The 14,466-nt window shown below is 71.7% G+C and carries 9 protein-coding genes; 6 read left to right on the plus strand and 3 right to left on the minus strand.

The window, feature by feature from the left end:
- The first annotated feature begins 203 nt into the window (after window positions 1-203).
- The gene (locus tag C0010_RS03240; protein ID WP_105565632.1) at window positions 204-1,913 is read left to right on the plus strand and encodes a dihydroxyacetone kinase subunit DhaK; all 1,710 of its coding nucleotides are present in this window, start codon (window positions 204-206) and stop codon (window positions 1,911-1,913) included.
- Between the two features lie 191 nt (window positions 1,914-2,104).
- Here C0010_RS03240 and C0010_RS03245 read toward each other — a convergent pair whose 3' ends face one another.
- On the minus strand, window positions 2,105-4,903 hold the full coding sequence (locus C0010_RS03245; protein ID WP_232531702.1) for a family 43 glycosylhydrolase: 2,799 nt from the start codon (window positions 4,901-4,903) through the stop codon (window positions 2,105-2,107).
- Window positions 4,904-5,154: 251 nt separating this feature from the next.
- Between C0010_RS03245 and C0010_RS03250 the strand changes: the two genes are divergently transcribed.
- The gene (locus tag C0010_RS03250) at window positions 5,155-5,568 is read left to right on the plus strand and encodes a pyridoxamine 5'-phosphate oxidase family protein (RefSeq protein ID WP_105565634.1); all 414 of its coding nucleotides are present in this window, start codon (window positions 5,155-5,157) and stop codon (window positions 5,566-5,568) included.
- A gap of 265 nt (window positions 5,569-5,833) precedes the next feature.
- Here the strand turns inward: C0010_RS03250 and C0010_RS03255 are convergent, their stop codons facing one another.
- Window positions 5,834-6,844: a LacI family DNA-binding transcriptional regulator gene (locus C0010_RS03255; protein ID WP_105565635.1), complete on the minus strand. Its 1,011-nt coding sequence runs from the start codon at window positions 6,842-6,844 to the stop codon at window positions 5,834-5,836.
- 93 nt (window positions 6,845-6,937) lie between these two features.
- Between C0010_RS03255 and C0010_RS03260 the strand changes: the two genes are divergently transcribed.
- The 4 genes from C0010_RS03260 to C0010_RS03275 all read left to right on the plus strand — a co-directional run bounded on the left by C0010_RS03260 (window position 6,938) and on the right by C0010_RS03275 (window position 12,248).
- On the plus strand, window positions 6,938-7,843 hold the full coding sequence (locus C0010_RS03260; protein WP_105565636.1) for a carbohydrate ABC transporter permease: 906 nt from the start codon (window positions 6,938-6,940) through the stop codon (window positions 7,841-7,843).
- Between the two features lies 1 nt (window position 7,844).
- The gene (locus C0010_RS03265; RefSeq protein ID WP_105565637.1) at window positions 7,845-8,765 is read left to right on the plus strand and encodes a carbohydrate ABC transporter permease; all 921 of its coding nucleotides are present in this window, start codon (window positions 7,845-7,847) and stop codon (window positions 8,763-8,765) included.
- A 43-nt stretch (window positions 8,766-8,808) separates the two neighbouring features.
- Window positions 8,809-10,140 (plus strand): ABC transporter substrate-binding protein, encoded by a 1,332-nt coding sequence (locus tag C0010_RS03270; protein WP_105565638.1) that lies wholly within the window; start codon window positions 8,809-8,811, stop codon window positions 10,138-10,140.
- 122 nt (window positions 10,141-10,262) lie between these two features.
- On the plus strand, window positions 10,263-12,248 hold the full coding sequence (locus C0010_RS03275; RefSeq protein ID WP_105565913.1) for a beta-galactosidase: 1,986 nt from the start codon (window positions 10,263-10,265) through the stop codon (window positions 12,246-12,248).
- A gap of 156 nt (window positions 12,249-12,404) precedes the next feature.
- Here the strand turns inward: C0010_RS03275 and C0010_RS03280 are convergent, their stop codons facing one another.
- Window positions 12,405-14,351, minus strand: coding sequence for a hypothetical protein (locus tag C0010_RS03280; RefSeq protein ID WP_105565639.1), 1,947 nt, complete (start codon window positions 14,349-14,351; stop codon window positions 12,405-12,407).
- Window positions 14,352-14,466 lie beyond the last annotated feature (115 nt).

Here is a 14,466-nt window from a genome sequence, read left to right on the forward strand (position 1 = left end):
CGCGCCGCGTGCCTCGGCACCCCGCTCCCGCCGCGACTCCGCGCCAGACCACACACTCGCCGCCGTCGCAGAAAACGCGCCTCACCAGCGAAATCACCCGCATCATTTGCGACCGCGGCGGTTTCTCGGCCGCGAGCGACCAGGCTCGTTCATCCGGAGTCAGGCCTGTCGGCGCGGGGGCGTCCTCCCGTATCGTCGGCACCGTGAGCACCACCGCGACGACGCCGACGAGCCCCCTCTTCCTGCCCGAGGACGACCTCGTACTGACGGCCCTCCGGGGCCACTGCGCGACCACGCCGGGGCTCGAGCTGCACGAGGAGCCGCTCTTCGTCACGGCCGCCGACCCCGCCTCGGGGCGCCGCGTCGCGCTCGTCTCGGGCGGCGGGGCGGGGCACGAGCCGCTGCACGTCGGCTTCGTCGGTCGGGGCGGGCTCGACGCGGCCGTGCCGGGACGCGTGTTCGCGAGCCCGCACAACCGCCAGGTGTTCGAGGCGAGCCGCGCCGCCGCGAAGCCCGGCGGCGTGCTGCACATCGTGAAGAACTACACGGGCGACGTCATCAACTTCGCGATCGCCGCCGAGCGCCTGGAGCAGGAGGGCATCCCCGCCCGCCGCGTGATCGTCGACGACGACATCGCCACGGACGGCTCCGGCGTCGGGCGCCGCGGCACCGGAGCGACGTTCGTCGTCGAGAAGCTGCTCGGCGCCCTGGCCGACACCGGCGCCGACCTCGACGCGCTCGAGGCCCTCGGCAACCGCGCCGCCGCCGAGTCGCGAAGCCTGGCCGCCGCGACGCGGCCGCTGACATCCGTCGCCTCCGGCCTCCCCGCCTTCGACCTCGCGCCCGGCGAGATGGCGCTCGGCATCGGCATCCACGGTGAGGCGGCACCGGATGTCGTGCCGATCCGGCCCGCGGAGCAGCTCGTCCCCGACATGGTCGCCCGCATCCTCGCCGCCCTGCCCGACAGGCCCGGCCGGGCCATCGTCGTCGTCAACGGGCTCGGCGCGACCACGCCCCTGGAGCTCGATGCCCTCGCAGCGCTCACGGGTGACGCGCTCGAGGCCGCGGGCATCATGATCGACAGCATGGCCGTCGGCACGTTCGTGTCCTCACTCGACATGCACGGCTTCTCCGTCACGATCACGCGCAGCGACGACGAGCGCCTCGCGCTGTGGCTCACCGAGACGGGGACGTCCGGCTTCCCCGCCCTCACGCCCTATCGGCGCCCGGCCCGCCCCGACGCCGCCGCGTCAGACCACGCACCGGATGCGGCGAGCGCAGACCCGCTCCTGGCCCGGCTCTCGGCGTCGGTCGACGATGCCTTCGACACACTGACGGCCCTCGACCAGCGCGCGGGCGACGGCGACTTCGGCGACAACCTGCGCAACGCGTGCCGCACGGCCGAGCGTCTCGCCGCGGAGCCGGGCGGATCCGCGGAGCGCGCGGGACTCGCCGCCCTCTCAACCGCGTTCCTCGACCACGTCGGCGGGTCCAGCGGCCCGCTCATCGGGCTGCTCGTCTCGTCGATCGACGCGGCCGTCGCCCGCGGGGGCGATCCGGCTGCCACGCTGCTCGCGGGCATCCGGAACGGCGAAGAGCGCATCCGCCGCGTCGGCGGCGCGTTCCCGGGCGACCGCACGCTCGTCGACCCCCTCCACGCTGCGGCGGAGAGCGGCGCGACGACGGTCGACGCCCTCGTCGCGGCAGCGGCCGACGGCGCGCGGGCGACCCGCGACATGTCCGCCCGACGCGGCCGCGCCAGCTACGTGGCGGCCGACCACCTCGATCATCCGGATGCCGGCGCCGTCGGCGTCGTCATCCTGCTCGCGGCGATCGCCGAGAGCCTCGCCCCGGATGAAGCGGTGCAGCTGCGTGCGACGGCCGCGGAGCTGCTCGCAGACTGCGCGGCCTAACCCCCCGCCCACCGCCGCCGTCTCAGAATCCGCGCCCTCCGGGCAATCCGGAGCGCGTCATCTGCGACCTCGGCGACTCCTTTCGGAGCAGGCTTGCCTAGGGGCACCCGGCCCCCACCGCCGCCGTATCAGAATCCGCGCTTTCCGTGCGATCCATAGCGCGTCATCCGCGACGGCGGCGGGGTGTGGGGTCAGCCGCAAGCCGTCGCCTCGTAGGCCGCCGTCGCCCGCGCGCCCGCCGTCGACACCGTCGCCTCGCCCGGCGCCGGCTCCGACGCGCGGGTGTGGAACGTCGTCGACTCGGAGGCGCCCGGGGCGACGCCCGACAGGGTCCGCGCGCCGTACTCCGTCTCCACGCGCAGGTCGGCCTCGGCGCCGCCCGTGTTCGTCGCCGTGACCACGAGGTGGGCCTTCGCGCCGACGCAGCGCAGCTGCGCGGCCGCCTCGACCGTCGATGGCTCGGCGCCGCCCGAGCCGATGCCGAGCGACGGGATCTTCAGGTACGAGCCAGGCGTCTCGAAGGTGAGGCGCACCGCGGATGCCTCCACCGCGTCGAACGCGATCGTCGTGAGCGCCCCGTTGGCGGCGGGCGCGACGCCCTGTGCCGTCGTCGGATGCCACTGTCCCGCGGCATCGCGGTACTCGATGCCGACCGACTCGATCGTGCCCTCGACGTTGGTGAATGCGACGCGGTCGAGGGTGTGCGCTTCCTGCGGCTCGACGGTCAGCACGGCCCGGTCATGCAGGTCCTCCCCGTCCCACGTCGACCAGGCCGTGGCTCCGTCGCGATCGCACGCGAACTCGGCCGGCATCACCTCCCAGTCCGTCTGATGGAACGACGCCGTGAGCACGGTGCCATCGGCGCTGCACACATCGGCGCCGCTCGCCGCGCCCCAGATCTGCACCTCGGAGATCGACTGCCACGTCACCGTCTCGGTCGTGAGCCCCAGGCGCACGCCCGTCGTCGCGGGCAGACCCGCCAGGTCGAGCTCCGCGACCGGCGGGCCCGCCGCCGGATCCTGCGCGAGGTCGACGCCGATCTCGGTGTCGACCCACTGCCCGGTCAGGTCGCGGTACTCGGCATCGATGCGCGCCGGCCACGTCGCATCCGGGCCGTCCTGGTACGTGTTCACGACGACGCTGTCGACGTCCTGCGGCAGGGTCCACGAGAACTCGAGCGTGCTCGACAGCGGATGCGCGCCACCGGCGACCCAGTCGTCCCACCCCTTGCCGGTCACGTCCCCGTCGGTGAGCGTCGGGGCGAGCTCCTGCCTGCTCGATGCCGTGACGTCTGATGACGGCGCCAGGTTCTCGATGCCGTCGATGTGGGCCTCGATCGTGCGCGTGAACGTGCGGCCCTCGCCGAAGGTGTCGTCGCTCGCGAGCGTTCCCGTGATGGTGTGCTCTCCGAGGGTGTCGAAGCGCGTCGCGCTCCACGTCACCTCGACCTCGCCCGCGGCCCCGTCGACGTCGACCGGAACGGTCGCCGGCAGTTGGGCACCGAAGTCCTCGCCGGGGGCGACCTGCGCGGGCAGCCGGTCGTCGACCACGCTCCACACGCCGTCGCCCGCGCCCTTGTCGTCCCAGTACGACGCGTCCCATCCGGTGCCCCAGCGCTCCGGGTCCTCGACGGCCGGGTTGCGCATCTGCGCGACGCCGTTCTCGCCGATCGTGATCGGCAGCCACACGTAGGTCGAATCGGCCTCGCCGCGGTTCCAGCGGTCGCCCATGTACACGTGGCGGCCGCCGCCCAGGTCGAACACATCGGTCGACTGCGAGCCGAAGGTCGTGCCCCGGCTGTCGCCGACGGACAGCAGGCCATCGCCGCCTTCGGGGATCGCGTCGTACGCGACGTTCTCGTGCTCGTCATCCGCCTCGACACCGCGGATCCACGGGCCCATCAGGCTGTCCGAGGTGTGATAGGTCTGCGGGTTCGGCGCCCATCCGGTCGCTCCGGATGCCGCCACGTAGTAGCGATCGCCGTGCGTGAAGACGGCGGGAGCCTCGAGCATGCCGCACTCCTTCACGATCTGGAAGTCCTCGCCGCGCACGGGCGCCTCGGCCGTGCCGTCCGCGAACAGGTACGGGTACTCGCCGTTGGCGGAGAACTGGTGCGCGTTCGCCATGTCCGTATCGGTCGTGTGCGTGACGTTCGTGTAATCGTCGTTCAGCCGCGCGATGTACAGCGAGCGGTTCTCCTCCGACGAGTACACGATGTACGCCGACCCGTCGGGCTCCTGATGCACCGTCATGTCGCGGGCCTGGCCCGGCACCGCCGCCTGCGTGCACGCCTTGTAGTCCGTGCGGTTCGGCATCCGGTACACGCCCGTCAGCTCGAACGGGCCGGTCGGGCTGTCGGAGACCGCGACGCCGGCCATGGAGCGCGCGTACGTGCTGCCACCGGGCGTCGTGCGTCCGTCGGAGTGCCACCACAGCACCCACTTGTCGGTCTGCTGGTTGTAGAGCACCTTCGGGCGCTCGAAGATCGTCGTGTAGTCGGCGAGCTCGTTGCTGTTGAGGTGGTAGTTCAGCTCCGCGATGCGCTCGGTGCGCGGTTGGCCGGCGTCATCGACGGTGTCGTAGAGCGCGTCGAAGTAGTCCCCCGCGAGCTCGTCGGCGTTCTGCACGGAGCGCAGCACGAGGCCCTCGTCCGTCCAGTTCATCGCGTCCGTCGAGCGATACGCGTGCACGCCGGGGCTGTTGAAATAGCCGTTCGAGCGGTCCTCGCCGTACCAGTAGTAGACGGTCTCGCCGTCCTCCTCCGTCTCGACGATCTGGCCGCCGTGGGCCTGGATGTGGTTGCCGTTGTCGTCGAGCCAGAGCGGCTCGAAGTAGTCCTCGTGCCGGTCGCCGGGGTCGGCGACCGCGGGGAACGACTCGTACGTCGTCGGGTCGCCGGATGGCACTTCCGCACTCGCCGGCACGACCGCCGACGCCACCAGAGCGGCCGCGAGGATTCCCCCGGCCGCAGCACTCATCGCTGTTCTCACCGTCACTCCTTCGTGGGGCGGCTCTTCGTCGAGCCGCCCGTGTTTGCGCAAACATCAGTCAATCGGACCGAGTCCGGATTGGCAAGGGTCGGGCGGACGGCGGACACAACGCAGTCGATCCGACGCCGCGGAGCCAGAAACTCCCCGCACACGCGGCGGACCACGCGAATCGACTGCGTTGTGATCGCCCCGTCCTCCCCTCCCGCAGCACTCATAGGCTGGAGCCGACCACCCCGCGAGAAGGAGACCCCATGCCCCGCACGCCCCTGCCCGCCGAGTACCTCGATGCGCTGCGCCAGCCGAACAAGTGCGTCGTCGCGACGATCCGCCCGAACGGCGAGCTGAGCACCGCCGCCACCTGGTACGAGCTCGTCGACGACCAGCACATCCTGCTCAACCTCGACGCCACGCGCGCCCGGATGAAGCACATGCGCGCGGACCCGCACGTCGCGCTGACGATCTTCGCCACCGACGACTGGTACTCGCACGTGTCCGTCTCCGGCGAGGTCGTCGAGTTCCGCGAGGACGAGGGGATGGTCGACATCGACCGCATCGCCGAGCACTACACGGGCCGCCCGTACGCCGACCGCGAGCGCGACAGCCAGAGCGTCCTCATCCGGATCACGAGCTGGCACGCCTGGAACATGCCGAAGGTCGCCGGCTAGGCGCCGCCCGAAGTCGCACTCGTCGCCCCCGCAGCCGTGCCGAGTGGGCAACAACGGCAACCTCGAACGGCGGCTGACGCCCACAGTCGCACCTGTCGCCCCCTCAACCGCCCCGACCGGGCAACCGCCCCGGATGGGCAACAACTGCGACCCCGATCGGGGGCCAGCGGCCGAGGTCGCAACCGTTGCCCCCCACATCCGACCCGGATGGGCAGCAGTTGCGACCGCGACACGTGCGGGCCCGCCGGCTACCGCGGGCCGGCGGCTACCGCGGTGCGGCCGTGCTGTCGCGCACGCGCAGCTCGGTGCGCACGACCGCCAGGGGGTCGGGGTGCTCGCCGCGGGCGAGGGCCAGCGCCGCGGCGACGCAGAGCCGGCCGACCTCGCCGAAATCGTGGTGCACGCTCGTGAGGGCGGGCGCGTATCCGCGGGCGTCCGCCGTGTCGTCGAAGCCGATCACGCTCACGTCGCCCGGCACCGACCGGCCGGCCTCACCGAGCGCGCGGTACAGCCCGAGCGCCATCTGGTCGTTCGCGCAGAACACGGCCGTGACATCCGGCCGCGCGGCCAGCTCGCGCCCGAGCTCGTAGCCCGACCAGACGCTCCAGTCGCCGTGGATGACCGGCGGCGCCTCCACGCCGGCGTCGGCCAGCCCGGCCCGCCACCCCGCGATGCGCCGGGCGCCCGGCCGCGACTCGGCAGGCCCCGCCAGGTGCCACACCACTTCGTGCCCGAGCCCGAGCAGGTGCTCCGTCGCGGTGCGCGCGCCGCCCTCCTGATCGGTGTCGATGACGACCTGGCCCTCGACATCCGGGTCCATGTAGACCACGGGAACCCCGGGCGGGAGCATCGCCTCCGCGTGCGCCAGGTGCGGCGACTCGAGGTTCAGGATGAGGGCGTCGACCGCGAGCTCCTGCACGCGCGAGAACACCCTGTCGACCTCCGCGAGCTTCGTGGCGTGCACCGGGATCAGGGTCGTCGCGTACCCCTCCTCGGCGGCGTTCAGCGAGATCGCCTCGATCGTGCGCACATCACCGATCGTCGACAGCGTCTGCGAGAGCACCCCGATCGTGCGGAACGACCCCAGCTTGAGCGCCCGCGCGGCGCTGTTCGGGCGGTAGCCGAGTTCGTCCATCGAGCGGATGACGCGGGCGCGGGTCGCCTCGACCACATCGCCCGTTCCGTTGGCGACGCGCGACACCGTCTGCGCCGACACCCCGGCGTGCGCGGCGACATCGGCCATCGAAACGCGGCGGCTGCGCGGCGAAGGGGGCATCTGGGCTCGCTGTCGTTGTGGATTCTCCTGCTCCGTTGTACTCTAGCGTGCGATGTTTGCGTAAACATCCAAGCAGCGAAGCGAAGGACACGGATGACATCGACGTCACTGGCCGCCCCGGCACGACGGGCCAGGCCCCGCGGGAGGTGGACCGGGTGGGCGTTCCTCGGCCCGTTCGCCATCGTGTTCGCGCTCGTCTTCATCGCACCGATCATCTACGCGATCTGGCTCAGCTTCTTCCACACGCAGCTCGTCGGCGGCACGAGCTTCGTCGGGCTCGACAACTACGCCGATGCCTTCACCGACCCGCTGCTCTGGCAGGGCATCGGCCGGGTCGCGCTGTTCCTCGCGATCCAGGTGCCGATCATGCTGTTCCTGTCGCTGCTGGTCGCGCTCTCGATCGACAGCGCCCGCCTGTACGGCCGCAACTTCTTCCGCCTGTCGATCTTCCTGCCCTACGCCGTCCCGGCCGTCGTCGCCTCGTTCATGTGGGGCTTCATGTACGGCGACCGCTTCGGCCTCGTCAGCAACCTCGAGACCTTCTTCGGCATCGACCTGCCGAACCTGCTCTCGCCCGAGCTGATCCTCGCGTCGATCGGCAACATCGTCACGTGGGAGTTCATGGGCTACAACATGCTCATCTTCTACTCGGCGCTGCGCGTCATTCCGTCGTCGCTGTATGAGGCGGCCGCGATCGACGGCGCGAACCAGTTCCAGGTGATCCGGGCGATCAAGCTCCCCGCCATCCGGGGCGCGCTCGTCATCGCGACGATCTTCTCGATCATCGGCAGCTTCCAGCTGTTCAACGAGCCGAGCATCCTGCAATCGCTCGCGCCGAACTCGATCACGACGTCGTTCACGCCCAACCTCTACGCCTATTCGCTCGCCTTCCAGGGCCAGCAGCTCAACTACTCGGCGACCGTCGCGATCATCATGGGCGTCATCACGATGATCATCGCCTACGTCGTGCAGCTGCGCGGGATGCGGAAGGACGCCTGACATGACCACGACCTCCCTCATCACGCTGCGCACGGGTGCGACCCGCACGCAGCGCCGCGGCCGCCTCGGCACGATCGATCGGCCCCGCCGCAGCCTCACGCTCACGATCCTCACGGGCGTCGTGCTGGTGTACTCGCTCGTGCCCCTCGTCTGGCTGTTCATCAACTCGACGAAGACCCAGTCCGACCTGTTCTCGACCTTCGGGCTCTGGTTCGGCGGCGAGTTCGCCCTGTTCGAGAACATCGCGAGCACCCTCACCTACGACGACGGCATCTTCCTGCGGTGGTTCGGCAACACGCTCCTGTACGTCATCGTCGGCGCGGGCGGCGCGACGCTGCTCGCCGTGCTCGGCGGCTACGCCCTGGCGAAGTTCGAGTTCCCCGGCAAGAAGATCGTGTTCGCCGTCGTCATCGGCGCCGTCGCCGTGCCGCCGACCGCCCTCGCTGTGCCGACGTTCCTCATGTTCAGCCAGATGGGCATCACCAACACGCCGTGGTCGGTGCTCATCCCGTCGCTCATCTCGCCGTTCGGGCTCTACCTGATGTGGACCTTCGCGCGCGAGGCGATTCCGGATGAGCTGATGGAGGCCGCCCGGATCGACGGCGCCAGCGAGTTCCGCACCTTCTGGCAGGTCTGCATGCCGCTGCTCGCGCCCGGCACCATCACGGTCCTGCTGTTCACGATGGTGGCGACCTGGAACAACTACTTCCTGCCGCTGATCATGCTGCGCGATGCCGACTGGTATCCGCTCATCCTCGGCCTCAACCAGTGGAACGCGCAGGCCGCGACGGCGGGAGGCGAGGCGATCTTCAACCTCGTGCTCACCGGCTCGCTCCTCACGATCGCACCCCTGATCGTCGCGTTCCTGTTCATGCAGCGCTTCTGGCAGTCGGGGCTGGCTGCCGGATCCGTGAAGGAATGACGACCCGCCCCATCCATCCGCACCACCACACAACGGAGTGAACATGACCATCTTCAGCAGCAGAACCGCCCGCCGCGTTCTCGCGGGCACCGCATTCGCGGGCGTCGCGGCGCTCGCGCTCGCCGGATGCTCCGGCGGGGGCGAGCCGACGGGCGAGAACCCGGATGACGCGGCCGCCGAGGGCGGCGAGCTGACCGTCTGGGCGTGGGACCCGACGGTCGAGACGATCGCCGCGGCGTACGAGGAGGCGAACCCCGACGTCACGATCGAGGTCGTCAACGCCGGAACCGGCAACGACCAGTACACGGCGCTGCAGAACGCGATCACGGCCGGATCCGGCGTGCCCGACCTCGCGCAGGTCGAGTACTACGCGCTCCCCCAGTTCGCGATCGGCGAGTCGTTGGCCGACCTGACCGAGTTCGGCGCGGACGGCATCGGCGACGCCTTCGCGCCGGGCCCGTGGGGCGCCGTCACCTACGGCGGCAACGGAGTCTGGGGCCTGCCCCTCGACTCCGGCCCCATGGCGCTCTTCTACAACAAGGCCGTCTTCGACGAGCACGGCATCGAGGTGCCGACGACCTGGGAGGCGTACCTCGAGGCGGCGCGCACGCTGCACGAGGCCGACCCCGACATGTACATCACGAACGACACCGGCGACGCCGGGTTCACGACGTCGATGATCTGGCAGGCCGGCGGTCAGCCGTTCCAGTCCGAGGGCACCGACGTCGCGATCGACCTCGAGGACGCCGGTTCGGCCGAGTTCGCCGAGTTCTGGCAGCAGCTCCTCGAGGAGGACCTCGTGGCACCGATCTCATCGTGGAGCGACGAGTGGTACCAGGGTCTCGGCGACGGCACGATCGCGACGCTCACGATCGGCGCGTGGATGCCCGGCAACTTCTCCACCGGCGTCGCCGACGCCGCCGGCGACTGGCGGGTCGCGCCGATGCCGCAGTGGGAGGAGGGCGGCACGGCGACCGCCGAGAACGGCGGCAGCGCGATGAGCGTCATGGAGGCGAGCGAGAGCAAGGCGCTCGCCTACGACTTCCTCGAGTTCGCGGCGAACGGTGACGGCGTGCAGATCCGGATCGACGGCGGCGGCTTCCCGTCGACCGTCGCCGAGCTCGAGTCGGAGGAGTTCCTCGCAAAGGAGTTCGAGTACTTCGGCGGCCAGAAGGCCAACGAGATCCTGTCGGAATCGTCGGCGAACGTCGTCGAAGGCTGGCAGTACCTGCCGTACCAGGTGTACGCGAACAGCGTCTTCAACGACGCCGTCGGCTCCGCCTACAACGGCGACGGCACGATCGCCGAGGGCCTCACGGCGTGGCAGGACGCGCTCGTGACCTACGGCAACGACCAGGGCTTCACGGTCGAGTAACCCCCGCCCACCCCGCCGTTCCGGTGACGCAGGTCGCCCCGGCCCCGCGATCGTCCGTCGATCCGCGTCACCGGAACGGGCGCCGGCGAACGTCCGGCCCGCACATCGACACGAAGGACCCCATGCAGACTCACCGCTGGCTCCGCACGCCAGAAGGAACCGCGCCCCGCATCTCGTACGGCGCCGACTACAACCCCGACCAGTGGCCGCGGGAGGTGTGGGACGAAGACGTGCGCCTGATGAAGGAGGCGGGCGTCGACGTCGTCTCGATCGCGATCTTCTCGTGGGCGAAGCTGCAGCCGGCCCCCGGCGAGTGGGATTTCGCCTGGCTCGACGACGTCATCGACCTGCTGCACGAGAGCGGCATCGGCGTCGACCTCGCGACCGCGACGGCCTCGCCGCCGCCGTGGCTGACGATCGCGCACCCCGAGGTGCTGCCCGTCACGGCCGACGGCACCGTGCTCTCGCAGGGCGGCCGCCAGCACTGGCGCCCGACCTCGCCGGTCTTCCGCCGCTACGCCCTCGAGCTCGTGACGAAGCTCGCGGAGCGCTACGCCGACCATCCGGCGATCGTCGCCTGGCACGTCAACAACGAGCTCGGCTGCCACAACGCGTACGACTACTCCGACGACGCGGCCCGCGCGTTCCGCGCCTGGCTCGCCGAGCGCTACGGCACGGTCGACGGCCTGAACGACGCGTGGGGCACGGCCTTCTGGGCGCAGCGCTACGGCTCGTTCGACGAGGTGCTGCCTCCGCGGGTCGCCGCCAGCTTCCCGAACCCGACGCAGCAGCTCGACTTCCTGCGCTTCTCGTCCGACGCCCTCACCGATCACCTCGTGGCCGAGCGCGAGATCCTGAACCGGATCACGCCGGATGTCCCCGTGACGACGAACTTCATGATCGTGGGCGACACCCGCCACGCCGACTACGCGAAGATGGCGCGCGAGATCGACTTCGTCTCGAACGACCACTACGTCACGGTCGATCGCGACGAGCTGGCGTTCTCGGCGGCGATCACGAGCGGCGTCGCGCGGCACCGGCCGTGGTTCCTGATGGAGCACTCGACGAGCGCCGTGAACTGGCAGCCCGTCAACCGGCCGAAGCGGCAGGGCGAGCTGGCCCGCGACTCGCTGACCCACGTCGCCCACGGCGCCGACGCGGTCTGCTTCTTCCAGTGGCGCCAGTCGGCGGCGGGGGCCGAGAAGTACCACTCGGCGATGGTTCCGCACGCGGGCGAGGACTCCCGGCTGTTCCGCGACGTCGTCGCGCTCGGCTCTGCCCTGCGCCGGCTCGACGCCGTCGCCGGTTCCGACCGCGCGCAGGCCGAGGTCGCCATCCTGTTCGACTGGGAGTCGTGGTGGGGCGCCGAGCTCGACTCGCACCCGACCGAGCTGCTGCGGTACCGCCGCGAGGCGCTCGAGTGGTGGACGGCCCTCACCGATGCCGGCGTGCGCGTCGACGTCGTGCCGGCCGACGCCGACCTCGCGGGCTACCGCCTGGTGGTCGCCCCGGTGCTCTACAGCGTGCCTGCGCCGCTGCGGGAGGCGCTCGAGGCGTTCGTCGCGGGCGGCGGCCACCTCGTGGCGACGTACTTCTCCGGCATCGTCGACGAGAACGACCACGTGTGGCTCGGCGGCTACCCCGGCGCCCTGCGCGAGCTCCTCGGCGTGCGCGTCGAGGAGTTCCGCCCGCTGTGGAAGGACGAGAAGGTCGCCCTCTCGAACGGCGCGGCCGGAACGATCTGGAGCGAGCCCGTCGACGTCACCGCCGACGGCGTCGAGGTGCTCGCCTCGTACGAGCACGAGGAGCTCGGCGCCGCCGTCACGCGTCGCACCGTCGGCGATGGTTCCGCGACCTACGTCTCCACGCGTCTGGGAACCGACGGCCTGGCGGCGCTGGTCCCGGATGTCCTGGCGCACGCGGGCGTGCATCCTGAGCTGCCCGAGGCGCTGCGGGGCAGGGTCGAGCTCGTCTCGCGCACGGGCGCGAACGGCCGCTTCGACTTCTACATCAACCGCGGCGACGACGAGGTGCGGCTCCCGGAGGGCGACTACCTGCTGGGCGGCGCGGCGCTCCCGCCGCGCGGGGTGGCGGTCGCCCGACGCTGAGGCCTCCCGCATGACGACGTGCCCGCCGTGACGCGATGTCGCGGCGGGCACGTCGCTGTCGGAGCACGGCCCCACCGGCGGCGGCTCGGCGCGCGGGTCTCCGCGGAGCGGCGCACGGGTCGCCCGACGCCGGTCGCGCCATCCGGGCGGTGCCGACTACTCGGCCGAGCTCCAGGTGACCTGCGCGCCCTCGGTGTCGGTGTAGAGCACCGTGAAGTCCTGCACGCTGTCGCCCTCCGTGCCGTACGTCAGCGTGCCGTCGACGCATTCGCCCGCCGCGACGGCGGCCCGCTCGAGATCGCCGTCGACGGGGGCCACCCGCGGCACCGTCTCGTCGGCGAGCCTCGGGAGGAAGTCGCCGGGGCCGACGTTGCTCGCGGCAGGGCCGCCGCAGAACTCGACGCGCACCTGGTAACCGACGACGCCGTCGCCCGCAGCCCGCGCGTCGGCGTCGGAGACGCTCATGGTCGCGCCGCCGGCGAGGCCCACGGTCTCGCCCATCGCGCGCACCGGGTCGGCGGCGTCCTCCAGGAGGCGCGGGACGATGTTCCACCCCGCGATGAGCAGCACCAGCAGGACGAGGGCGGTGACGCGGCCGCTCGTGCCGCGCCTCGCCTTGCGGGTCCACGTGCGCAACTCCTCGCGCGACAGCGGCGCGACCGGCGTGCTCAGCCGCGGCACCCCGGCGAGCGCGCGGTCGAGCCGCTTCAGCAGCCGGCGGCGCCCCCGGAACAGCTCGGGGTTGAGGCTGACCATGTTCAGGGCGCGGTCGACGATCCGCAGGCCGCCCGACGGATCCTCGACGACCGCGACGAGCTCGGAGACGTTCGCGACGTACGTGTACGACAGCCCGCCAGCCACGACGCTGCACGACAGCGTGTGCGCGCCGACCCGCACGTGGTTGACCTGCAGCGTCGGGTGGTCGCCGGGCGCGTCGAGCCGCCAGGCGCGGAACATCTTCCCGTGCACGCGCTGCGCGAGCTCGAACAGCGGCGGGTAGTCGGCGAGCAGGCGCCGCGCCCCCTCGTCGCCGTCGGGCGCGGTCTTCGGGTCGAGCGCGAGGTGCATCGTGGCCGCGGCATCGACGAGCGCGAGCCGCACGCCGTGGGGCGTCGCCGGCGCGTCGTCGGCCGTGCCGCGCACGACGGCATCGCGGCGGGGCCAGTCACCGAGCGTGCCGCCGGCGACCTCGTCGACCCACGTATCCGGGATCATCGTCGCCCGGTGCGCGAAGCGCGACAGCACCTGGTACCGGAATTCGTCGCTCGGCTGCGGGTCGCTCATGATCGTCACGTGCAGCGCCGGCCCCATCCCGCGCATCGCGACGCCCACCTGGGGCGTCTGCACGCCGGCCGCGCGGAAGGCCTCCAGCATCTGATTGCGCAGCAGCTGCGCCGCCCCGAACCCGTCGGACGTGCGGGGCACGAGGAACGAGCACAGCGCGGACGTGTCGGTGTCGGGGATGACGCCGGGGCGCTGCGCATCGCCGCCCGCGCCGCCGAGCACCGGGTACGGCGAGCCGTCCGGCCACGCGCGCGCATCGGCGCGCGGGGCCGCCCCCGTGCCGTACGCGAGCCCGACGAGCTCCGCACGGTTCGTGCAGAAGGCGCGCGGCACGTCGCCCGCCCCCGGGTCGAGGCGGCGCAGGACGTCTGCGGCGCGCTCGTGCAGGTCGGGGCGGCGCGCGTGGATCTGCGCCAACGGCGCCGAGTTCACGCCCGTGCGGAAGGCGAGGTCCGTCGCCCACGGCAGCTGCGGCGCCGGCACCTCGGTCGCCCCCTCGCCGACGATGTCGGCCGCGAACAGCGTTCCCATGCGCGCCCAGGCGCTGCGCACGACGTCCGCCCTGCCCCGGATGCTCAGGGCGCACGTGTCCGTGTCGAGGTCGACGACGATCTCGGGGAGCCCCGTCAGGCCCGGCCCGAGCTCGACGGGGCGCGCGAGCTCGTCGCGCAGCGCGCCGAGCGCCGTGCCGAGGGCGCCGACGCGCTCGAGCGGCTCGTCGATCACGCCGATGCCCCAGCTGACCCCGATGAACGCGGGTGCGTCCGGCTCGTCGTCCTCGATCAGCTGCCAATCCGCATGCACCCACTGCGCCGTCATCGTCTCGCCTCATTCGCCGCTGGCCGGAAACACACCGTCGACGATGCTATCCCCGGGATACTGAGCGCCTCGTGTCGGCGGCAGGCCCCGAGACGGGCGGCGAGCCCGCGCCCCG

The organism is Microbacterium halophytorum (assembly GCF_002970975.1).
In the GTDB taxonomy this organism is placed as follows: Bacteria; Actinomycetota; Actinomycetes; order Actinomycetales; family Microbacteriaceae; genus Microbacterium; species Microbacterium halophytorum.

Excerpts from the sequence above, each read along its gene's own strand:
- C0010_RS03250 (WP_105565634.1), top strand. The coding sequence starts at position 5,155 with ATGCCCCGCACGCCCCTGCCCGCCGAGTACCTCGATGCGCTGCGCCAG.
- C0010_RS03255 (WP_105565635.1), bottom strand. The coding sequence starts at position 6,844 with ATGCCCCCTTCGCCGCGCAGCCGCCGCGTTTCGATGGCCGATGTCGCC.
- C0010_RS03260 (WP_105565636.1), top strand. The coding sequence starts at position 6,938 with ATGACATCGACGTCACTGGCCGCCCCGGCACGACGGGCCAGGCCCCGC.
- C0010_RS03265 (WP_105565637.1), top strand. The coding sequence starts at position 7,845 with ATGACCACGACCTCCCTCATCACGCTGCGCACGGGTGCGACCCGCACG.
- C0010_RS03270 (WP_105565638.1), top strand. The coding sequence starts at position 8,809 with ATGACCATCTTCAGCAGCAGAACCGCCCGCCGCGTTCTCGCGGGCACC.
- C0010_RS03275 (WP_105565913.1), top strand. The coding sequence starts at position 10,263 with ATGCAGACTCACCGCTGGCTCCGCACGCCAGAAGGAACCGCGCCCCGC.
- C0010_RS03280 (WP_105565639.1), bottom strand. The coding sequence starts at position 14,351 with ATGACGGCGCAGTGGGTGCATGCGGATTGGCAGCTGATCGAGGACGAC.